This is a genomic window from Clostridium tagluense (assembly GCF_003865095.1).
Lineage (GTDB): Bacteria > Bacillota > Clostridia > Clostridiales > Clostridiaceae > Clostridium_AD > Clostridium_AD tagluense.
Genome location: NZ_BHYK01000009.1, coordinates 23,384 through 37,354, shown reverse-complemented (window position 1 = coordinate 37,354; position 13,971 = coordinate 23,384). Strand labels below are relative to the sequence as shown.

Here is a 13,971-nt window from a genome sequence, read left to right as displayed (position 1 = left end):
TATAACAATCATACCATATTATGTTTAAATTCACATGTTTAAATTATAACATCTGCATACCCTTATGCAAAGCCCATATACAGTTCTGTATTAAACTTAAGCATATAAAAAAAGAAAGAGCCTTATCTAAATGATAAAACCCCTTCTTCTAAAGACACTTATTTTATGACGTAATAAAAGTATTAAGTACATAATACTTTTTTGACTTACTATTTTTCTTTATCAGAACTCTTTTTCCCATAAAGCTTATGTAATATGGAATCGTATTGCCCTAACTTATCCGCTAACATATGCCAATTCTTATGTTCAGCATTTGCCACATTGCTTTGATTCTTTTCAACGTTCTCCAGCCTTAAACTAATATCCTTGATATCTTTTTGCATTTGTATTAACATTTCTTTTATTTCATTATCCATGATTATCTCCTTTTGAGCTTTATTTATAGTAAATCCATTATACATTACTTTTGTACAAATGGCATAATAGTAATAAATAAATTTAGTATTAAGGTAAAAACTCTACTGGCGCCTCCTCAGTGGTTCCGGTTAAATGATTGCAACCCTGCCTCAACTAACACTACAAGGGGATTTATACCTTAGTTTCATTATACTTACATCAAATTCTAATATCAACCTAATTATAGTTCTAATAACTTATATATATTTAATTTTATACCTTTCAAAACAAAAGAACATTCCATAATTAGTCAGACTAATTATGGAATGTTCTTTTGTTTAGGAAACTCTTAAAACATAAACTATATTCATGGGATTCCACTATTTTTTATAGAATTTCCTTATAGTTTCGCAAACAAATTCTACTTCTTCCACAGTTATCTCTGGATATATAGGAAGTGCAATGATATTATCTGCGGTTCTTTCAGCTACTGGGAAATCACCTTTTTTGTATCCTAAATATTCAAAGCATTTTTGCAGATGAAGTGGTATTGGATAATAAATGCTAGTTCCTATTTCATTTGATTTTAAGTATTCTGATAGCTCATCTCTTCTTTCAGCTAATACATTAAATACATAATAAACTGATTTTTGATTTCCACTAATTTTAGGTATTTTAATAAACTCACAATCTTGTAATCTATCTATATATAATTTTGCAATCTGATCTCTTTTTTGAATTGCTTCATTTATATATTTTATTTTTACTTGTAATATAGCAGCTTGCATTGAATCCAATCTTGAATTATACCCAATGAAATCATAATGATACTTCCTAGATGCTCCATGAACCCTGTACATCTTAGTAATACGTGCTAAGTTTTCATCATTAGTTACAATCATACCTGCATCGCCATAAGCTCCTAGAGTCTTTGTAGGGAAGAATGAGAATACACCAAGGTCTCCTATAGTACCTGCATGTTTGTATTCTGATCCATTACCTTTGTATCTCATACCGAAAGATTCTGCAGCGTCTTCTAAAACCCTTAGATTATTCCTACTAGATATATCCATGATTTTGTCCATATCACCCATTTGTGAAAATAAATGAATTGGAATAATTCCTGCTGTATCCTTTGTTATTTTTTCTTCTATTTTATTTGCATCTATGCTAAAAGTTTCTTCATCAATATCTACAAATACAGGTTTTGCTCTATGCTTCGCAATGCAAGATGTAGAAGCGAGGAAAGTAAATGGTGATGTTATTACTTCTCTTCCATCTTTAAAACCTAATATATCAGAAGCCATTACTAAAGCATCTGTACCTGATGCCACACCAATTGCATATTTTGCTCCAGTAAATTCTTTAACTGCACTTTCAAAGTTAGTTACCTCGTTGCCAAGAATGAATGTTCCTCTTTCCATAACTCCTAGAACAGCATTATCAAATTCCGCTTTTTTCTCATTATATTCTCTTGTAGATGTATAAAATTTAACTTCCATTATTTAACCTCCGTTTTAATATAAAAATTTTTATTACTTAGCCTTTATCTCATCAGCACATCTTATTACTTCATTAATCACATACTCTGCATCTTCTAATTTAAGTGTTGAATATACTGGAAGTGTTATTTCATTTGCATACTGATTATATGCATTTGGATAATCCTCTATAGAATATCCAAGGTTTTTATAAAGTGTAAACATTGGTAGAGGCGTAAAATGAACATTAGTAGCTATACCTAATTCCGCAACTTTTTGTATTAATTCATCCCGCTGCATCTCAGTAAATCCTTTTAATCTTAGTGCATATAGATGATAAGAAGTTTCGCTATTTTCATCTTTTGTAAAAGGAATTATGGCCCAAGGTTTAGTCCTAAGAGCTGTGGTATATATATCAAAAATAGCTCTTCTTTTTGTGAGCATTCCTTCATATCTTGCAAGTTGTGCAAGCCCTATAGCTGCATTAATATCTGTCATATTACATTTAAAGCCATCTGTAATAATATCATATTTCCAAGCTCCTGCTTTCATCTTAGACAAAGCATCCTTTGACTGACCATGAAGAGAATTAATTTTAAGCTCTTTCTTTAAATCTTCCTTACCCTTGTAATTATTATCATTAAAGGTAATAGCTCCACCTTCAGCTGTTATTAAATTTTTAACCGCATGGAAGGAGTAAACATGAAAATCAGCTTGTGTTCCAACTTTGTTTCCTTTATATGTTGCTCCAAAGGAATGAGCTGAATCTGATATAAATATAATATCTTCTCTGTTTTTTTGTTTAAGCACTGCTTTTATAGCATCATAATCTACAGGGACTCCTGCAAAATCTACAGTGATTATTGCTTTTGTTTTAGGCGTAATTGCCATAGCTATCTTTTGCTCATCTATTAAAAAACTATCTTTTTTAACATCTACAAAAGTTGGTTTAATTCCTCTATGGACTATTACACTTGCTGTAGCTGTATAAGTATAAGGTGTTGTAATAACTTCGTCACCCTCTGAAATGTTATAAACCTTTAATATAAGTTCTAAACCCGCAGTTGCACTTGATAGCGCTACTGCATTATTAGCATCACAATATTTCGCGATTTTATCTTCAAACTCAATGGTCTTCGGTCCTGTTGTAATCCAACCTGAATCTAAAACCTCCATTACAAGTTTTTTCTCTGCTTCTGTTATGTCTGGTGGTGAAAAAGGAATATTTTTGATTTTCATATATATCCTACCCTTCAAATTAAATTTTATTTTTAAATTAAACTATTTATAATTTATTTTTTACTTAAATCTTATAATTAACCAACAATAGTCAAAAATTATAGCATAAATGAAAATTGGGGTTATAGACTCTTTTGTGCCTTAAAGAAGCCTGTATCCTTAGTTATGTAAATTCCACCTTCTGTAGTAATTTTATCTTTCAAATATTTATTGAGTTCTTGAAGTCTTTCATTATTAAAACTTTCACGTACATTCCCTGGCATTGAGAACATATAATCAATAATAGGTGCTTTCTCTGTTACAATTAAATTATCCTCATATCTTTTCATTCCTATATTATTAAACCATTTTTTTAATTTTTCAGCACCGTTTTCTAGCCTAAATCTAGAAGTAATATCTGAGCTTTTAATATCCATTGTTTCTGATTTAAACTTAGACATAATATCTCTAATTTCCATCATATGGCTTTGTCCAACAGTTGAACAGTAAAGATATCCACCAGGCTTTAATACCCTACATATTTCTGACAGTGCCTTTTGAATGTTGTTTACATGATAAAGCATATGGTTTGCTATTACAACGTCAAAGCTACAATCATCATAGGGTATATTCTCTGCGTCTATAATTTGAAACTTAAAATTCTCTGATTTTTTTCCTAAATTTGCCTTAGCATCACTTAGCATTCCTCTTGAAAAATCACTTAACGTAATATCTAGGTCATTCGGAATTCTATCTTTATTTTTATCCCACAAATTGGCATCACCACATCCAAGCTCAAGAATGGTGCATTGTTTAGGTAGATTTAGTTCATCAAAATACCATCTCATCCATCCATATTTGTTTACACTAAACATCTCATGAATGTTTATCCTGGCCCTTAAATTTGATGCATTTTCATATTGCTCAATTAACCTTTTGTCTGAATTAATTACATTTATAATATTGGTGAATTTATCCCAACTTACATTCTGCTTATTCTCCATGTCAATGGCTTCATCAATAGCCTTTATTACCAGGAAAGTATGCGCAGCTCTTTGTTTCATAATTTTCTTTTGTATTTCTAAGGATTTTACAAAATTTTCATCAGTAACATCATTTTCAGTTATTTTCTTAATTTCGTCTAAAGAGAATCCAATAAATTTCAATGTTAAAATTTGTTGAAGCCTTGCAAAGTCTTGATTACTATACAATCTATGCCCTGCTGCGCTGTAAGAACTAGGCTTCATTAAACTAATTTTATCATAATATCTAAGTGTTCTTAAGGTAACACCCGCTTTTTCTGCAAATTCACCAATTGTAAAAAAATGCGATTCATTATTTTTCAATGTTATCACCCCTTATGGAACATAGACCTTAAATATGTTTAAATTTATCCTTCTATTGTATATTAACACATTACGTTACGTCATGCGCAATAGTTTTTTTCGAAAAAAATAAAAAAAATTAAGGACAACTGTAAAAATAGTTGTCCTTAATTTTTTATTATATCCGGCTCTTTCTTTTCAACATTAGAATTATATAATAATCCTAAGAGAATTAATAATCCACCAATAATTTTACCTTTTGAAATGAAACCCACTCTGAAATAATCAATGAGTATTCCTGTAAATAGTTGACCTATAAATATAAGCAAAGTAGTATATATTGTGGGAATTTTAGGGAGTACAATATTAGAACTTGCAACCACCATTACTCCAAGTAAACCACCTAAAAGAGCCCACCATGGTATTTTAGTAAAACTACTATAAGAGAGGCTTACAGAGCTTTTCACTATAATCATGAGTAATATAGTGCTAGTTAATCCTACAATATAGTTTATAAGTGTTCCTTGAAGCGTCCCTATCTTTTTAGCTAGATGTGAATTTATAATCATAGATATTATAGTAATACAACCACATAAAACAGCTAACATTATATATAACATATTTTTCCTCCCCTATTTAATATTTTATCATTGTTAATAAACCAGATAATATTATAAGAAAACCAATAATTTTTTTCTTATTAAACTTATAAATATTGAGGCCAAATAGGCCATAATGATCTATAAAGCAGGCTAATACTAGTTGCCCAAAAATCCCTAAGGATAGTGTTAAAGAAGCCCCAAGGGAATTGAAACATAAATTATTTAAAAAAACCACAAAAACTCCTATTAAACCCCCACTAAACAAGTAAAAGGGAATATTTTTTTTAAGGTTAAGCTTCTCTTTTTTTAATAATAAAATAATAATTACAGCAATAAGCCCCACTATATGAATTATTAATATTGCTCTATATTGATCTGTATAGTTTGCCAAAACTCCGTTAAACGTTACCATTATGGCAATTAATATTCCTATTAATACTGCAGATACTTTATACATTTAATTTCCTCCATTCTTTAATGGTTCATTATACTTATTTGATAAGACTAACATATAAATTTCTAGTTCTATAGGACACATGTCATATTTTCATTAAGTTTATTATACAAAACTAAAATAAACAATTATAATAAGACTTAGATACATTATGAATTTTTTTTCTAGATTACTACAAGGAGGCTAATTAAATGAAACGTATATATAATCAAACTAAATTAGATAATTACATAGAAAAATATAGTATTGAAGGTTTCTTTGGTGTAGATATGAAAAAATATATGGAGCTACAGGTCTTTGATAAAGGAAGTCACCTTGTAAAAACTAATGAGCCTATGGACTATTTTTATTTTTTTGTCGAAGGGAAAGTAAAGGTATACACTGTACTTAAAAATGGCAAATCTCTACTTTTTAGATTATATAAACCTATGATTATAATTGGAGATTTAGAATTTATTGATTGTGATACAGCTAATTCAAATATTGAAGCGATAAGTGAATGCTTGTGCATTGGAATATCAATGAGTAATATAAGAAAATACGCTGTTAACGATTCTACTTTTCTAAAGTGTATGTGTACAAGCCTTGGCAAGAAGTTTATTAGCTCCTCCATCGCCTCATCAATCAATATCCTTTATCCCTTAGAAAATAGATTAGCAAGTTATCTACTTGCTATTACACCAGAAAATACTCAGAATTCAACTTTAGATGGTGGAATTATAACAGATAAGTTTACAGAAATGGCTGATTTACTTGGTACAAGCTATAGACATTTAATTAGAACCATAAATAAATTATGCCATGAAAACATAATAAAAAAAGAAAAAAATTCTATTGTCATTTTAAATATAAATGCACTGGAAAAGCTTGCAGGTGATTTGTATGAGTAAAGGGTATCTATTGTTATAAGCTCATCTGCCTATAATAATAGATACCCTTTTTTTATTATTCCAAAATAGCAATGCTATTTCATACCATTCATTTTACCCTTTAGTGCCTTAACTCGCCCATTCACATAATTGATAAGTTCCCTTTTGTTCTCTTTTATCTCGTTTGGAGCGCTAGTAACCATACTAATTATATCTAATTTATTACCTTTTATTTCTTTTGCAACTTCATAAGCTAAGTACTTATTTTTCATCTTCCAATATGTAATGTTAAATTGATCTGCTTGACGTTTATTATAATGCCCTTTTTCAATGCCAAACTGAAATAAGTCTGCTGCTGATTCTAATTCCTCTAAATCCTCAACTTCTAAAGTCTCATTAACTAATTCCTGAAATGTTTTCATTTTAGCTCTCCTTTTTAACAGGTAATATTATGATTTATTATATTATCATTGATATACTTAATATCACCTACTTGTTTGTTTTAAGAAAGTCACTCTTTACTAAATCTTTCCCACAACTTTTATATTTTAACACATATTAAAGAATATTTAAATTATGTTTATAAACAAATTTATAATTCCCTAGTTAATAAAATATATTCCAGTGTGCCATTATTTTATACTTTTTTATTTTATTATGCCTAATATTTTTTATAATATGTGGCTTACTTATTGGTATTACTCATGCTACTAGTACTAGTAAAAGAGACTTACTGCAGATTAATATTTTATACTAAGTTGCAGTAAGTCTCTTTTCTAGTATCCACTAAAGCTACCTAACAATTACTATTTATTTGCTTTTTCTACTCTAATAGCTTTTCCCTTTATTGTTCCATTTTTAAGGGCTTCTAACACTAACTTGCCCTTTCCGCCCATAATATCTACATGAGAAAAATTATCTTGAATATCTATAATGCCTATATCCTCAGAACTAACCCCTTCAATATTGCAAATAGTTCCTACAATATCTACAGTCCTTATTTTTTTCTTTTTACCTGCACTGAGATATAATTTCATTATATCACTACTAAAATTAGATGCTTTAGTCTTTTTAAGAATAGGCTTAGCATCATGTTTTTCGTAAAATGCTTGTCTGAACGGTTCTGATTCTTCTTTTGTTGGAACTTCTGCTTTAGGTATCTCCATACCAATATACTGCTCTATGGCTTGTAAAAATTTATTTTCATAGTGAGTTGCAAAGGTTATAGCTTTTCCTTTTTTTCCTGCACGTCCTGTTCTACCTATTCTATGTACATAGTTACCTTTTTCTAGTGGTAAATCATAATTTATAATATGAGTTATGCTTTCCACATCAATACCTCTTGCAGCAACGTCTGTTGCCACTAAAAATCTAAACTCACCTTTTTTAAATCTTTCCATGGCATCTAATCTATCATTTTGAAGCATGCCTCCATGTATCTTAATACATGAATAATAACGATTTTTCATTTGATCCGTTATTGAATCAACGTTTTCTTTTGTTCTGCAAAATACTATGCAAGAATCTGGACTCTCAATATAAAGTATTCTCTTAAGCGCACTGAATTTCTTATCTTCTTCTACTTCATAGCAAACTTGATCTATTTTATCAACGGTTAAATTTTCAGGGTTTATTTCTATTTTAACGGGATTTACCATGTATTTAACACAAATTGCTTCAATAGATTCTGGTATTGTAGCTGAAAACAGCATAGTAACTCTATTTTTAGGTACAGCCTTAATAACCTCTTCTACTTGTTCTATAAATCCCATACTAAGCATTTCATCTGCTTCGTCTAATATTAAATATTTTACTTTGGCTAAATTAATAGTGCCTCTTTCAATATGATCCAGGGTTCTTCCAGGAGTACCAACTACTACGTGCACCCTTTGTTTTAACTGTTTTACTTGCATTGCTATAGGTTGCTTACCAAAAACAGCTACAGCTCTAATTTTTTTATACCTACCTATTTGTGTTATGTCTTGGCTTACTTGAAGTGCTAGTTCTCTAGTAGGTGTTAATACTAGTGCTTGAGGCTCTGTTTCCTCTATATCTGCACTTTCACAAAGTGGAATAGCAAAAGCTGCTGTTTTTCCGCTACCTGTTTGTGATTTTACTATTATATCACTACCTTTTAGAGCTATAGGTATTACCGCCGCTTGAACCTCTGAAGGGTTTTTATATCCTAAATTAACAATTGCTTTTAATATTTCTTCGCTAATACTAAATTCCTCAAATTTTATGTTACTCATTTTAACTTCCTCTCTTGTTTCATATATAATTTTTAAGCATAACTTAAATATATTTTTAACTCATAAGTTTATATTATACCATGTTTAGACACATAATTTCTATTACAAATTTTAATATATGATAAATTTATTTATTTACATGTGCCTAGTTTCAATAAAAAAGGGATAATGAATGTCCTCACTATCCCTTTATATAGGTACCTAATTGGTTTAGTCACATGGATATATATAATTGGCTGCAGAGCGAACGTCTAATTCTTCAGGGTCTTCAATATCGGCTGGAAGTACAAATACTAGTTTACGGCGAATAGTACCACATGCATTGCATCCATCATCTTTACATAATGTTGTACAAAAACCTCTAAAAGCGAGTATTTTGTGGCAATTATTATATATAATACATGCAACACATACTTGTTTTCCAAAACATACGTTATTTACTTGTATTCTTACAGTTAATAATTTAGCACCGTGTTTTTCCATATCTATCGGATCTACATTAACTGTATGACATAAATCACAATCACATTGGTTATTATTATTTGAACAATTTGGTTTATAATCTTTTTCATCTCTACTCATTTTATAAAACTCCTTTTTGTATAAATTTTAAATGAGACAGTACATATTAATACTGATATATAAGTTATTTATTATTTTATGGTTACATATATCACTTACATATATTAACAATATAAGTTTTATACATTGATATATGTACTAATATACCAGCTTAATAGTTGAGATGACCTTTATTATGAATTTATAATTAGTTTTATTAATGGGTAAGTATAATCTAAGATATATATATTATATTGTATTCAACAGTAAAGGAATTTGTTAATAATTATTATTGGATTTTACTAGATTATTAATTCTTGCTTTTTTAGCAGTATCCTCAACATAAAACTATGTACAAATCATAGCTTTTAAAATAAATTTATGAATGCTATAATTAAAATATATAGTAAAATTAATAACCTTTGAAAGAGGTGTAGTAAATTGGATAGATGCGATTGGTGTGGAAATGATCCACTGTATATGAAATACCATGATGAAGAATGGGGAGTACCAGTCCACAAAGATAGAAAGCATTTTGAATTTCTTATTCTTGAATCTGCTCAAGCAGGTCTCAGCTGGATTACCATACTTAGAAAAAGAGAAAACTATAGAAAAGCCTACGATGATTTTGATTTTATTAAAGTAGCACAATACGATGATGAAAAAGTTATTGAGCTTATTCAAAATAAAGGCATTATTAGGAATAAACTTAAAATAGCAGCTTCCATAAATAATGCTGTGATGTTTATTAAAATCCAAGAGGAGTTTGGTAGCTTTGACGCTTACATATGGGCTTTCGTGGATAATAGCCCTATAATTAACCATTGGGACAGTATTGCAAATGTGCCCGCAACCTCTGAATTATCAGATAAGGTTAGCAAGGATTTAAAAAAACGTGGTTTTAAGTTCTTAGGTTCCACTATAACTTATGCTCATCTTCAAGCTACAGGCATAATAAATGACCATATTAAAAGCTGCTTTAGATGCACTGAAGAGGCTACAGTTTAGAATTGAAACTTGAGAGTGAAGGTAATTTTCCTTAACATAAAAACAGTAAAATAGTTCTTAATAAGACCTTAGTGTCTTATTAAGAACTATTTTGTTATTACAAAACTTATTTATTAAGCAAGATAATTCTAGCTATATTTTCACAAGTTCTTTCAATATTTTCTGGACCTTTTTTAAGTGCTTTTTCAATTGTGTCAGCTTCTGATAATATGCCTATTATAGAATTTATTCCATGCTCATATAATGCCTCTACTCCATCACCTATACGTCCTGCAAAGGCTATAACAGGTATATTATATTCTTTTGCTATTAAGGCCACTCCAAGGGGTGTTTTACCATAAAGTGTTTGTGCATCTATACTTCCTTCTCCAGTAAACACATAATCCGCATATTGCATTTTTTCTTTAAGTTTAGTATGTTCTGTAATTAATTCTATTCCCCTTTTAAGTTCTGCAGGAAAGAAAGCAAGAAGTCCTGCGCCTAGCCCACCCGCAGCTCCCGCTCCAGGAATACTTTCAATATCTATACCTAACTGCTGTTTTATAATTTTTGCATAGTGACTTAAATTATCATCTAAAATTTTCACCATTTCGAGAGTGGCTCCCTTTTGCGGCCCAAAAACATAAGACGCACCATTTTTTCCTGTTAAGGGGTTGGTAACATCACAAGCTACTTCAATCTTAGTACCTTTAAGTCTTTTATCTAGTCCATCTAAATCTATCTTATGAAGAAGCTTTAAATATCCGCCACCTAAATTGATTTCTTCATTATCCAATGTTAACAGCTTTCCACCAAGTGCTTGTATCATTCCTGCTCCGCCATCATTTGTAGCACTACCACCTATTCCTATGATCAAATGATTAACGCCCTTATCCAGGGCAGCTTTAATCAATTGTCCTGTACCATAAGTTGTAGTTAAAAGAGGATTTCTTTTCCCCCTAGGCACAAGGTGTAACCCACTAGCGCTAGCCATCTCAATTACTGCTGTTTTTTTATCTCCAAGTACTCCAAATGTAGCCTCAACTTCATCACCAAGAGGCCCTTTAACTAGCACTTTATATAGTTCACCTTCTGTTGCGTCTACAAGGGACTGTACTGTTCCTTCTCCACCATCAGCCATTGGAACCTTAATGCATTCTGCATAGGGAATAACCTTTCTAATCCCTCTTTCCATAGCATCCGCTGCCTCTTTTGCTGTCATACTTTCCTTAAAGGAATCTGGTGCTAACAAAAATTTCATATTTATCTATCCTTTCCAAAGTAAGTCTATAATTTGTGCCTTGAGATATATTTTATTATTAATATAAATACTTAGTTTTCTAACGCATTATTCCAAATATCACTGTTGACACTAAAGTCATAGTTAAACCAACTAATGATTCATAGGGTATAAGTTTTAATCTTTCTTTCATATCCATAAATATACTTCCACCTGTAGCATGAAAAAAACTTCCATGTGGGAGATGATCTAAAACTGTTGCTCCACTATGAATCATTGCTGCTGCGGAAAGAGGTGAAACTCCAAGGTCCAATATGGTTCCACCAAATACTGTACTTGCTACTGCAGTACCCGATGTAGTGGATGCCGTAGCCGCCGACATTAATATTCCTGCTATTGGCGCTAATGCATATACAGGAAGTCCTGAAGCAACAAGTCCTTGAATAATTACGTCTTTTAAACCAGAATTCGCTATAATTCCTGCAAGAGTTCCTGTACCAATAAGTAAAATAGCCACTCCACTCATTTTGCTTAATCCAACAACTGAGTATTTATTTAAGTTTTTTATTTTTCCCATGGCAAGGGCCCCTATAGCTCCTCCAACTGGCAACGCTATTAATGGATCTATGCTAATCTTAAATAATGGTCTAAGAGAAAGTAATACTATGGCGACTATTGGCCCCACAATTGCTGAACCAAAACTTGGTTTTTGCTTAACTGCACAAGCAACTTCATCTTCTGCAATAAAACTTCCCTTTTTAACTAGCTTTTTAGCTATTATGCATGTAACAATAAGTCCAAATATTGCTGGCACTATCCCTGCTGCCATAACTGATGTTAAGGGTATTTTAAATGCATCTGCTGCAGCTATTGCATTAGGATTAGGGGACATAATATTTCCTGCCTTTCCGCCTCCTATCATAGCAATAAGTATGGATGTTTTCGACAATTTGGCACGACTAGCAATAGACAATGCTATTGGTGCTACTGTAATAACTGCTACATCTACGAAGACACCTACAGATGTCAGTACTAACGTTGCTAGTGCCAGTGCTACTAGAGAATTATTTTCTCCTATTTTATCTACAATAGTTTCTGCAATCTTTGCAGCAGCGCCTGATTCTATAAGCACACCTGCTAAAACTCCAGCAGTAAGTATTCTTAAGATGGCTGGCATAATGCCTTTTGCACCCTCAATCATAATTTTAACAGTGTCTGTTAGTCCTGCTCCACCTACTAACCCACCAATTAATGCACCTAATATAAGTGCATATGCTGGATGAACCTTTTTAATTATTAAAATAATTGCTAATGTAAGTGCGATAATTGCGCCTAATGCTGTTATTTGCATATTTGTTCCTCCCTTGTTTGTTCCTTTTCTATATTGTAAACGAATTCAAATATATAAACATTAGGCAATTGTTTAAGATTTACTCCATATTTTTTGTGCATTTGAACAATTAAATCATTACCATTTTATATAAGTGTGGGACTATCCCTCTGAAATGTCATTAAATCTGGGATAAAATATATGCAGTATATAATTGAAACAGATCAATTAAGTTCTTGGGATTTTTTCCAGTAACCTCTTCAACCTTTTCTAACCTATAATTCAATGTATTTCTATGAATATAAAGTGCCTCAGCAGTCTTGTTTGATTGTCCATTCATATTTATATATGTAATCAGTGTTGTTAATAAGTCTAATTTATTCTCAGTTTCTAAATTTACAATTATCTTTTCCATCTCACTATTTCCTTTAAAACTTGCTATAAGTGAAATAAATTCTATATCTTTATATAGATGGATTTTTCTTTCTACTTGAAGCTTTTTACCAATTTCAAGGGCCTTGGTTGCTTGTTTAAATGATACGCCAAAAACATTTTCGCTTAAACCTACCCCTACTTCAATGTAATACTCTTCTTTTTTGAATAAAAACCTTTCTAATCTTTTAGTAACAAGACTGTCATAATACATATAAATAACAATAGTTAATGGGTTAAGTTTTAAAAAGAACTCATCGCTCCTTATAAAATTCAACAAGTTACCCTTTACTTTTTCAATAAAGCTCTCATTAAAAGTTAATACCACAGCCACCCTAGGAATAGATACATCGATTCCCAAAGCATCTCCACGTTCTTTAAAATCTTGATTATAGTCGATTTTTCGGTAAGTTAATTCATATAAAAACTCATCTTTTAACTGTTCACTAATTTTTCTTTGAAATAGAACATACTCCTGATTCACTAAAAGTTCAGCAGTTATCCTAACTAGTTCAACAAAAGGTTTAACCTCCTCTGGTTTACCTGTAATCCCTATAACCCCAACAACTTTATTTTGAAAAAGTATAGGTGTATTTACCCCTGGCTTTGTGTCTAATCCACCTTGCAAAATTTCAATCATATTTTTCTTAGCTATAGCTTCCATAGCTCCTTCATGTAGCTTATATAATCTATTTTTATCTCCACTTCCAATAATAATTCCCTTTTCATTCATGATATTAACATTATATGGTATTACATTCATCATTCTATCTACTATGCTTTGTGCTTGCTGTTCTGTTAATGTGATCATATATATCACTCCA

At 30.9% G+C, this 13,971-nt stretch carries 14 protein-coding genes; 2 read left to right on the top strand and 12 right to left on the bottom strand.

The features are described 5' to 3' along the window. Window positions 1-209: 209 nt before the first annotated feature. The 6 genes from Ctaglu_RS09650 to Ctaglu_RS09625 form a co-directional block, all read right to left on the bottom strand. Window positions 210-416: a hypothetical protein gene (locus Ctaglu_RS09650; protein ID WP_207669458.1), complete on the bottom strand. Its 207-nt coding sequence runs from the start codon at window positions 414-416 to the stop codon at window positions 210-212. Between the two features lie 360 nt (window positions 417-776). Next, a complete protein-coding gene (locus tag Ctaglu_RS09645; RefSeq protein WP_125000601.1) occupies window positions 777-1,898 on the bottom strand; it encodes a DegT/DnrJ/EryC1/StrS family aminotransferase in 1,122 nt (373 codons plus the stop codon). Window positions 1,899-1,931: 33 nt separating this feature from the next. After that, window positions 1,932-3,110 (bottom strand): DegT/DnrJ/EryC1/StrS family aminotransferase, encoded by a 1,179-nt coding sequence (locus tag Ctaglu_RS09640; protein WP_125000965.1) that lies wholly within the window; start codon window positions 3,108-3,110, stop codon window positions 1,932-1,934. 128 nt (window positions 3,111-3,238) lie between these two features. Next, window positions 3,239-4,441: a MerR family transcriptional regulator gene (locus Ctaglu_RS09635; RefSeq protein ID WP_125000598.1), complete on the bottom strand. Its 1,203-nt coding sequence runs from the start codon at window positions 4,439-4,441 to the stop codon at window positions 3,239-3,241. A gap of 146 nt (window positions 4,442-4,587) precedes the next feature. Then, on the bottom strand, window positions 4,588-5,040 hold the full coding sequence (locus Ctaglu_RS09630) for a DMT family transporter (RefSeq protein WP_125000595.1): 453 nt from the start codon (window positions 5,038-5,040) through the stop codon (window positions 4,588-4,590). Window positions 5,041-5,056: 16 nt separating this feature from the next. Continuing rightward, on the bottom strand, window positions 5,057-5,479 hold the full coding sequence (locus tag Ctaglu_RS09625) for a DMT family transporter (RefSeq protein WP_125000591.1): 423 nt from the start codon (window positions 5,477-5,479) through the stop codon (window positions 5,057-5,059). A 188-nt stretch (window positions 5,480-5,667) separates the two neighbouring features. Here Ctaglu_RS09625 and Ctaglu_RS09620 point away from each other — a divergent pair, with 188 nt between their 5' ends. Further along, window positions 5,668-6,366, top strand: coding sequence for a cyclic nucleotide-binding domain-containing protein (locus Ctaglu_RS09620; protein WP_125000588.1), 699 nt, complete (start codon window positions 5,668-5,670; stop codon window positions 6,364-6,366). Between the two features lie 74 nt (window positions 6,367-6,440). Here Ctaglu_RS09620 and Ctaglu_RS09615 read toward each other — a convergent pair whose 3' ends face one another. The 3 genes from Ctaglu_RS09615 to Ctaglu_RS09605 all read right to left on the bottom strand — a co-directional run bounded on the left by Ctaglu_RS09615 (window position 6,441) and on the right by Ctaglu_RS09605 (window position 9,179). Next, window positions 6,441-6,767 carry a hypothetical protein gene (locus tag Ctaglu_RS09615; RefSeq protein WP_125000585.1) on the bottom strand — a complete coding sequence of 109 codons (327 nt, stop codon included), beginning with the start codon at window positions 6,765-6,767 and terminating at the stop codon, window positions 6,441-6,443. Window positions 6,768-7,151: 384 nt separating this feature from the next. Beyond that, entirely contained in the window at window positions 7,152-8,597 is a 1,446-nt protein-coding gene (locus tag Ctaglu_RS09610; RefSeq protein ID WP_125000582.1) for a DEAD/DEAH box helicase, read from the bottom strand. Between the two features lie 210 nt (window positions 8,598-8,807). Beyond that, window positions 8,808-9,179 carry a hypothetical protein gene (locus Ctaglu_RS09605; protein ID WP_125000579.1) on the bottom strand — a complete coding sequence of 124 codons (372 nt, stop codon included), beginning with the start codon at window positions 9,177-9,179 and terminating at the stop codon, window positions 8,808-8,810. Window positions 9,180-9,599: 420 nt separating this feature from the next. Between Ctaglu_RS09605 and Ctaglu_RS09600 the strand changes: the two genes are divergently transcribed. Continuing rightward, a complete protein-coding gene (locus Ctaglu_RS09600) occupies window positions 9,600-10,166 on the top strand; it encodes a DNA-3-methyladenine glycosylase I (RefSeq protein WP_125000576.1) in 567 nt (188 codons plus the stop codon). A gap of 106 nt (window positions 10,167-10,272) precedes the next feature. On the opposite strand, the gene Ctaglu_RS09595 is transcribed toward Ctaglu_RS09600, so the two are convergent. The 3 genes from Ctaglu_RS09595 to Ctaglu_RS09585 all read right to left on the bottom strand — a co-directional run bounded on the left by Ctaglu_RS09595 (window position 10,273) and on the right by Ctaglu_RS09585 (window position 13,958). Further along, on the bottom strand, window positions 10,273-11,406 hold the full coding sequence (locus tag Ctaglu_RS09595; protein WP_125000573.1) for a glycerate kinase: 1,134 nt from the start codon (window positions 11,404-11,406) through the stop codon (window positions 10,273-10,275). A 79-nt stretch (window positions 11,407-11,485) separates the two neighbouring features. Then, on the bottom strand, window positions 11,486-12,736 hold the full coding sequence (locus Ctaglu_RS09590) for a GntP family permease (RefSeq protein WP_125000570.1): 1,251 nt from the start codon (window positions 12,734-12,736) through the stop codon (window positions 11,486-11,488). A gap of 160 nt (window positions 12,737-12,896) precedes the next feature. Next, window positions 12,897-13,958 carry a CdaR family transcriptional regulator gene (locus Ctaglu_RS09585; RefSeq protein WP_125000567.1) on the bottom strand — a complete coding sequence of 354 codons (1,062 nt, stop codon included), beginning with the start codon at window positions 13,956-13,958 and terminating at the stop codon, window positions 12,897-12,899. Window positions 13,959-13,971: the final 13 nt, after the last annotated feature.

Bases quoted from the DNA above. Each gene is read 5' to 3' on its own strand.
- Ctaglu_RS09650 (WP_207669458.1), bottom strand. From the start codon at position 416: ATGGATAATGAAATAAAAGAAATGTTAATACAAATGCAAAAAGATATC.
- Ctaglu_RS09590 (WP_125000570.1), bottom strand. From the start codon at position 12,736: ATGCAAATAACAGCATTAGGCGCAATTATCGCACTTACATTAGCAATT.
- Ctaglu_RS09585 (WP_125000567.1), bottom strand. From the start codon at position 13,958: ATGATCACATTAACAGAACAGCAAGCACAAAGCATAGTAGATAGAATG.
- Ctaglu_RS09620 (WP_125000588.1), top strand. From the start codon at position 5,668: ATGAAACGTATATATAATCAAACTAAATTAGATAATTACATAGAAAAA.
- Ctaglu_RS09610 (WP_125000582.1), bottom strand. From the start codon at position 8,597: ATGAGTAACATAAAATTTGAGGAATTTAGTATTAGCGAAGAAATATTA.
- Ctaglu_RS09595 (WP_125000573.1), bottom strand. From the start codon at position 11,406: ATGAAATTTTTGTTAGCACCAGATTCCTTTAAGGAAAGTATGACAGCA.
- Ctaglu_RS09615 (WP_125000585.1), bottom strand. From the start codon at position 6,767: ATGAAAACATTTCAGGAATTAGTTAATGAGACTTTAGAAGTTGAGGAT.
- Ctaglu_RS09645 (WP_125000601.1), bottom strand. From the start codon at position 1,898: ATGGAAGTTAAATTTTATACATCTACAAGAGAATATAATGAGAAAAAA.
- Ctaglu_RS09625 (WP_125000591.1), bottom strand. From the start codon at position 5,479: ATGTATAAAGTATCTGCAGTATTAATAGGAATATTAATTGCCATAATG.
- Ctaglu_RS09605 (WP_125000579.1), bottom strand. From the start codon at position 9,179: ATGAGTAGAGATGAAAAAGATTATAAACCAAATTGTTCAAATAATAAT.
- Ctaglu_RS09630 (WP_125000595.1), bottom strand. From the start codon at position 5,040: ATGTTATATATAATGTTAGCTGTTTTATGTGGTTGTATTACTATAATA.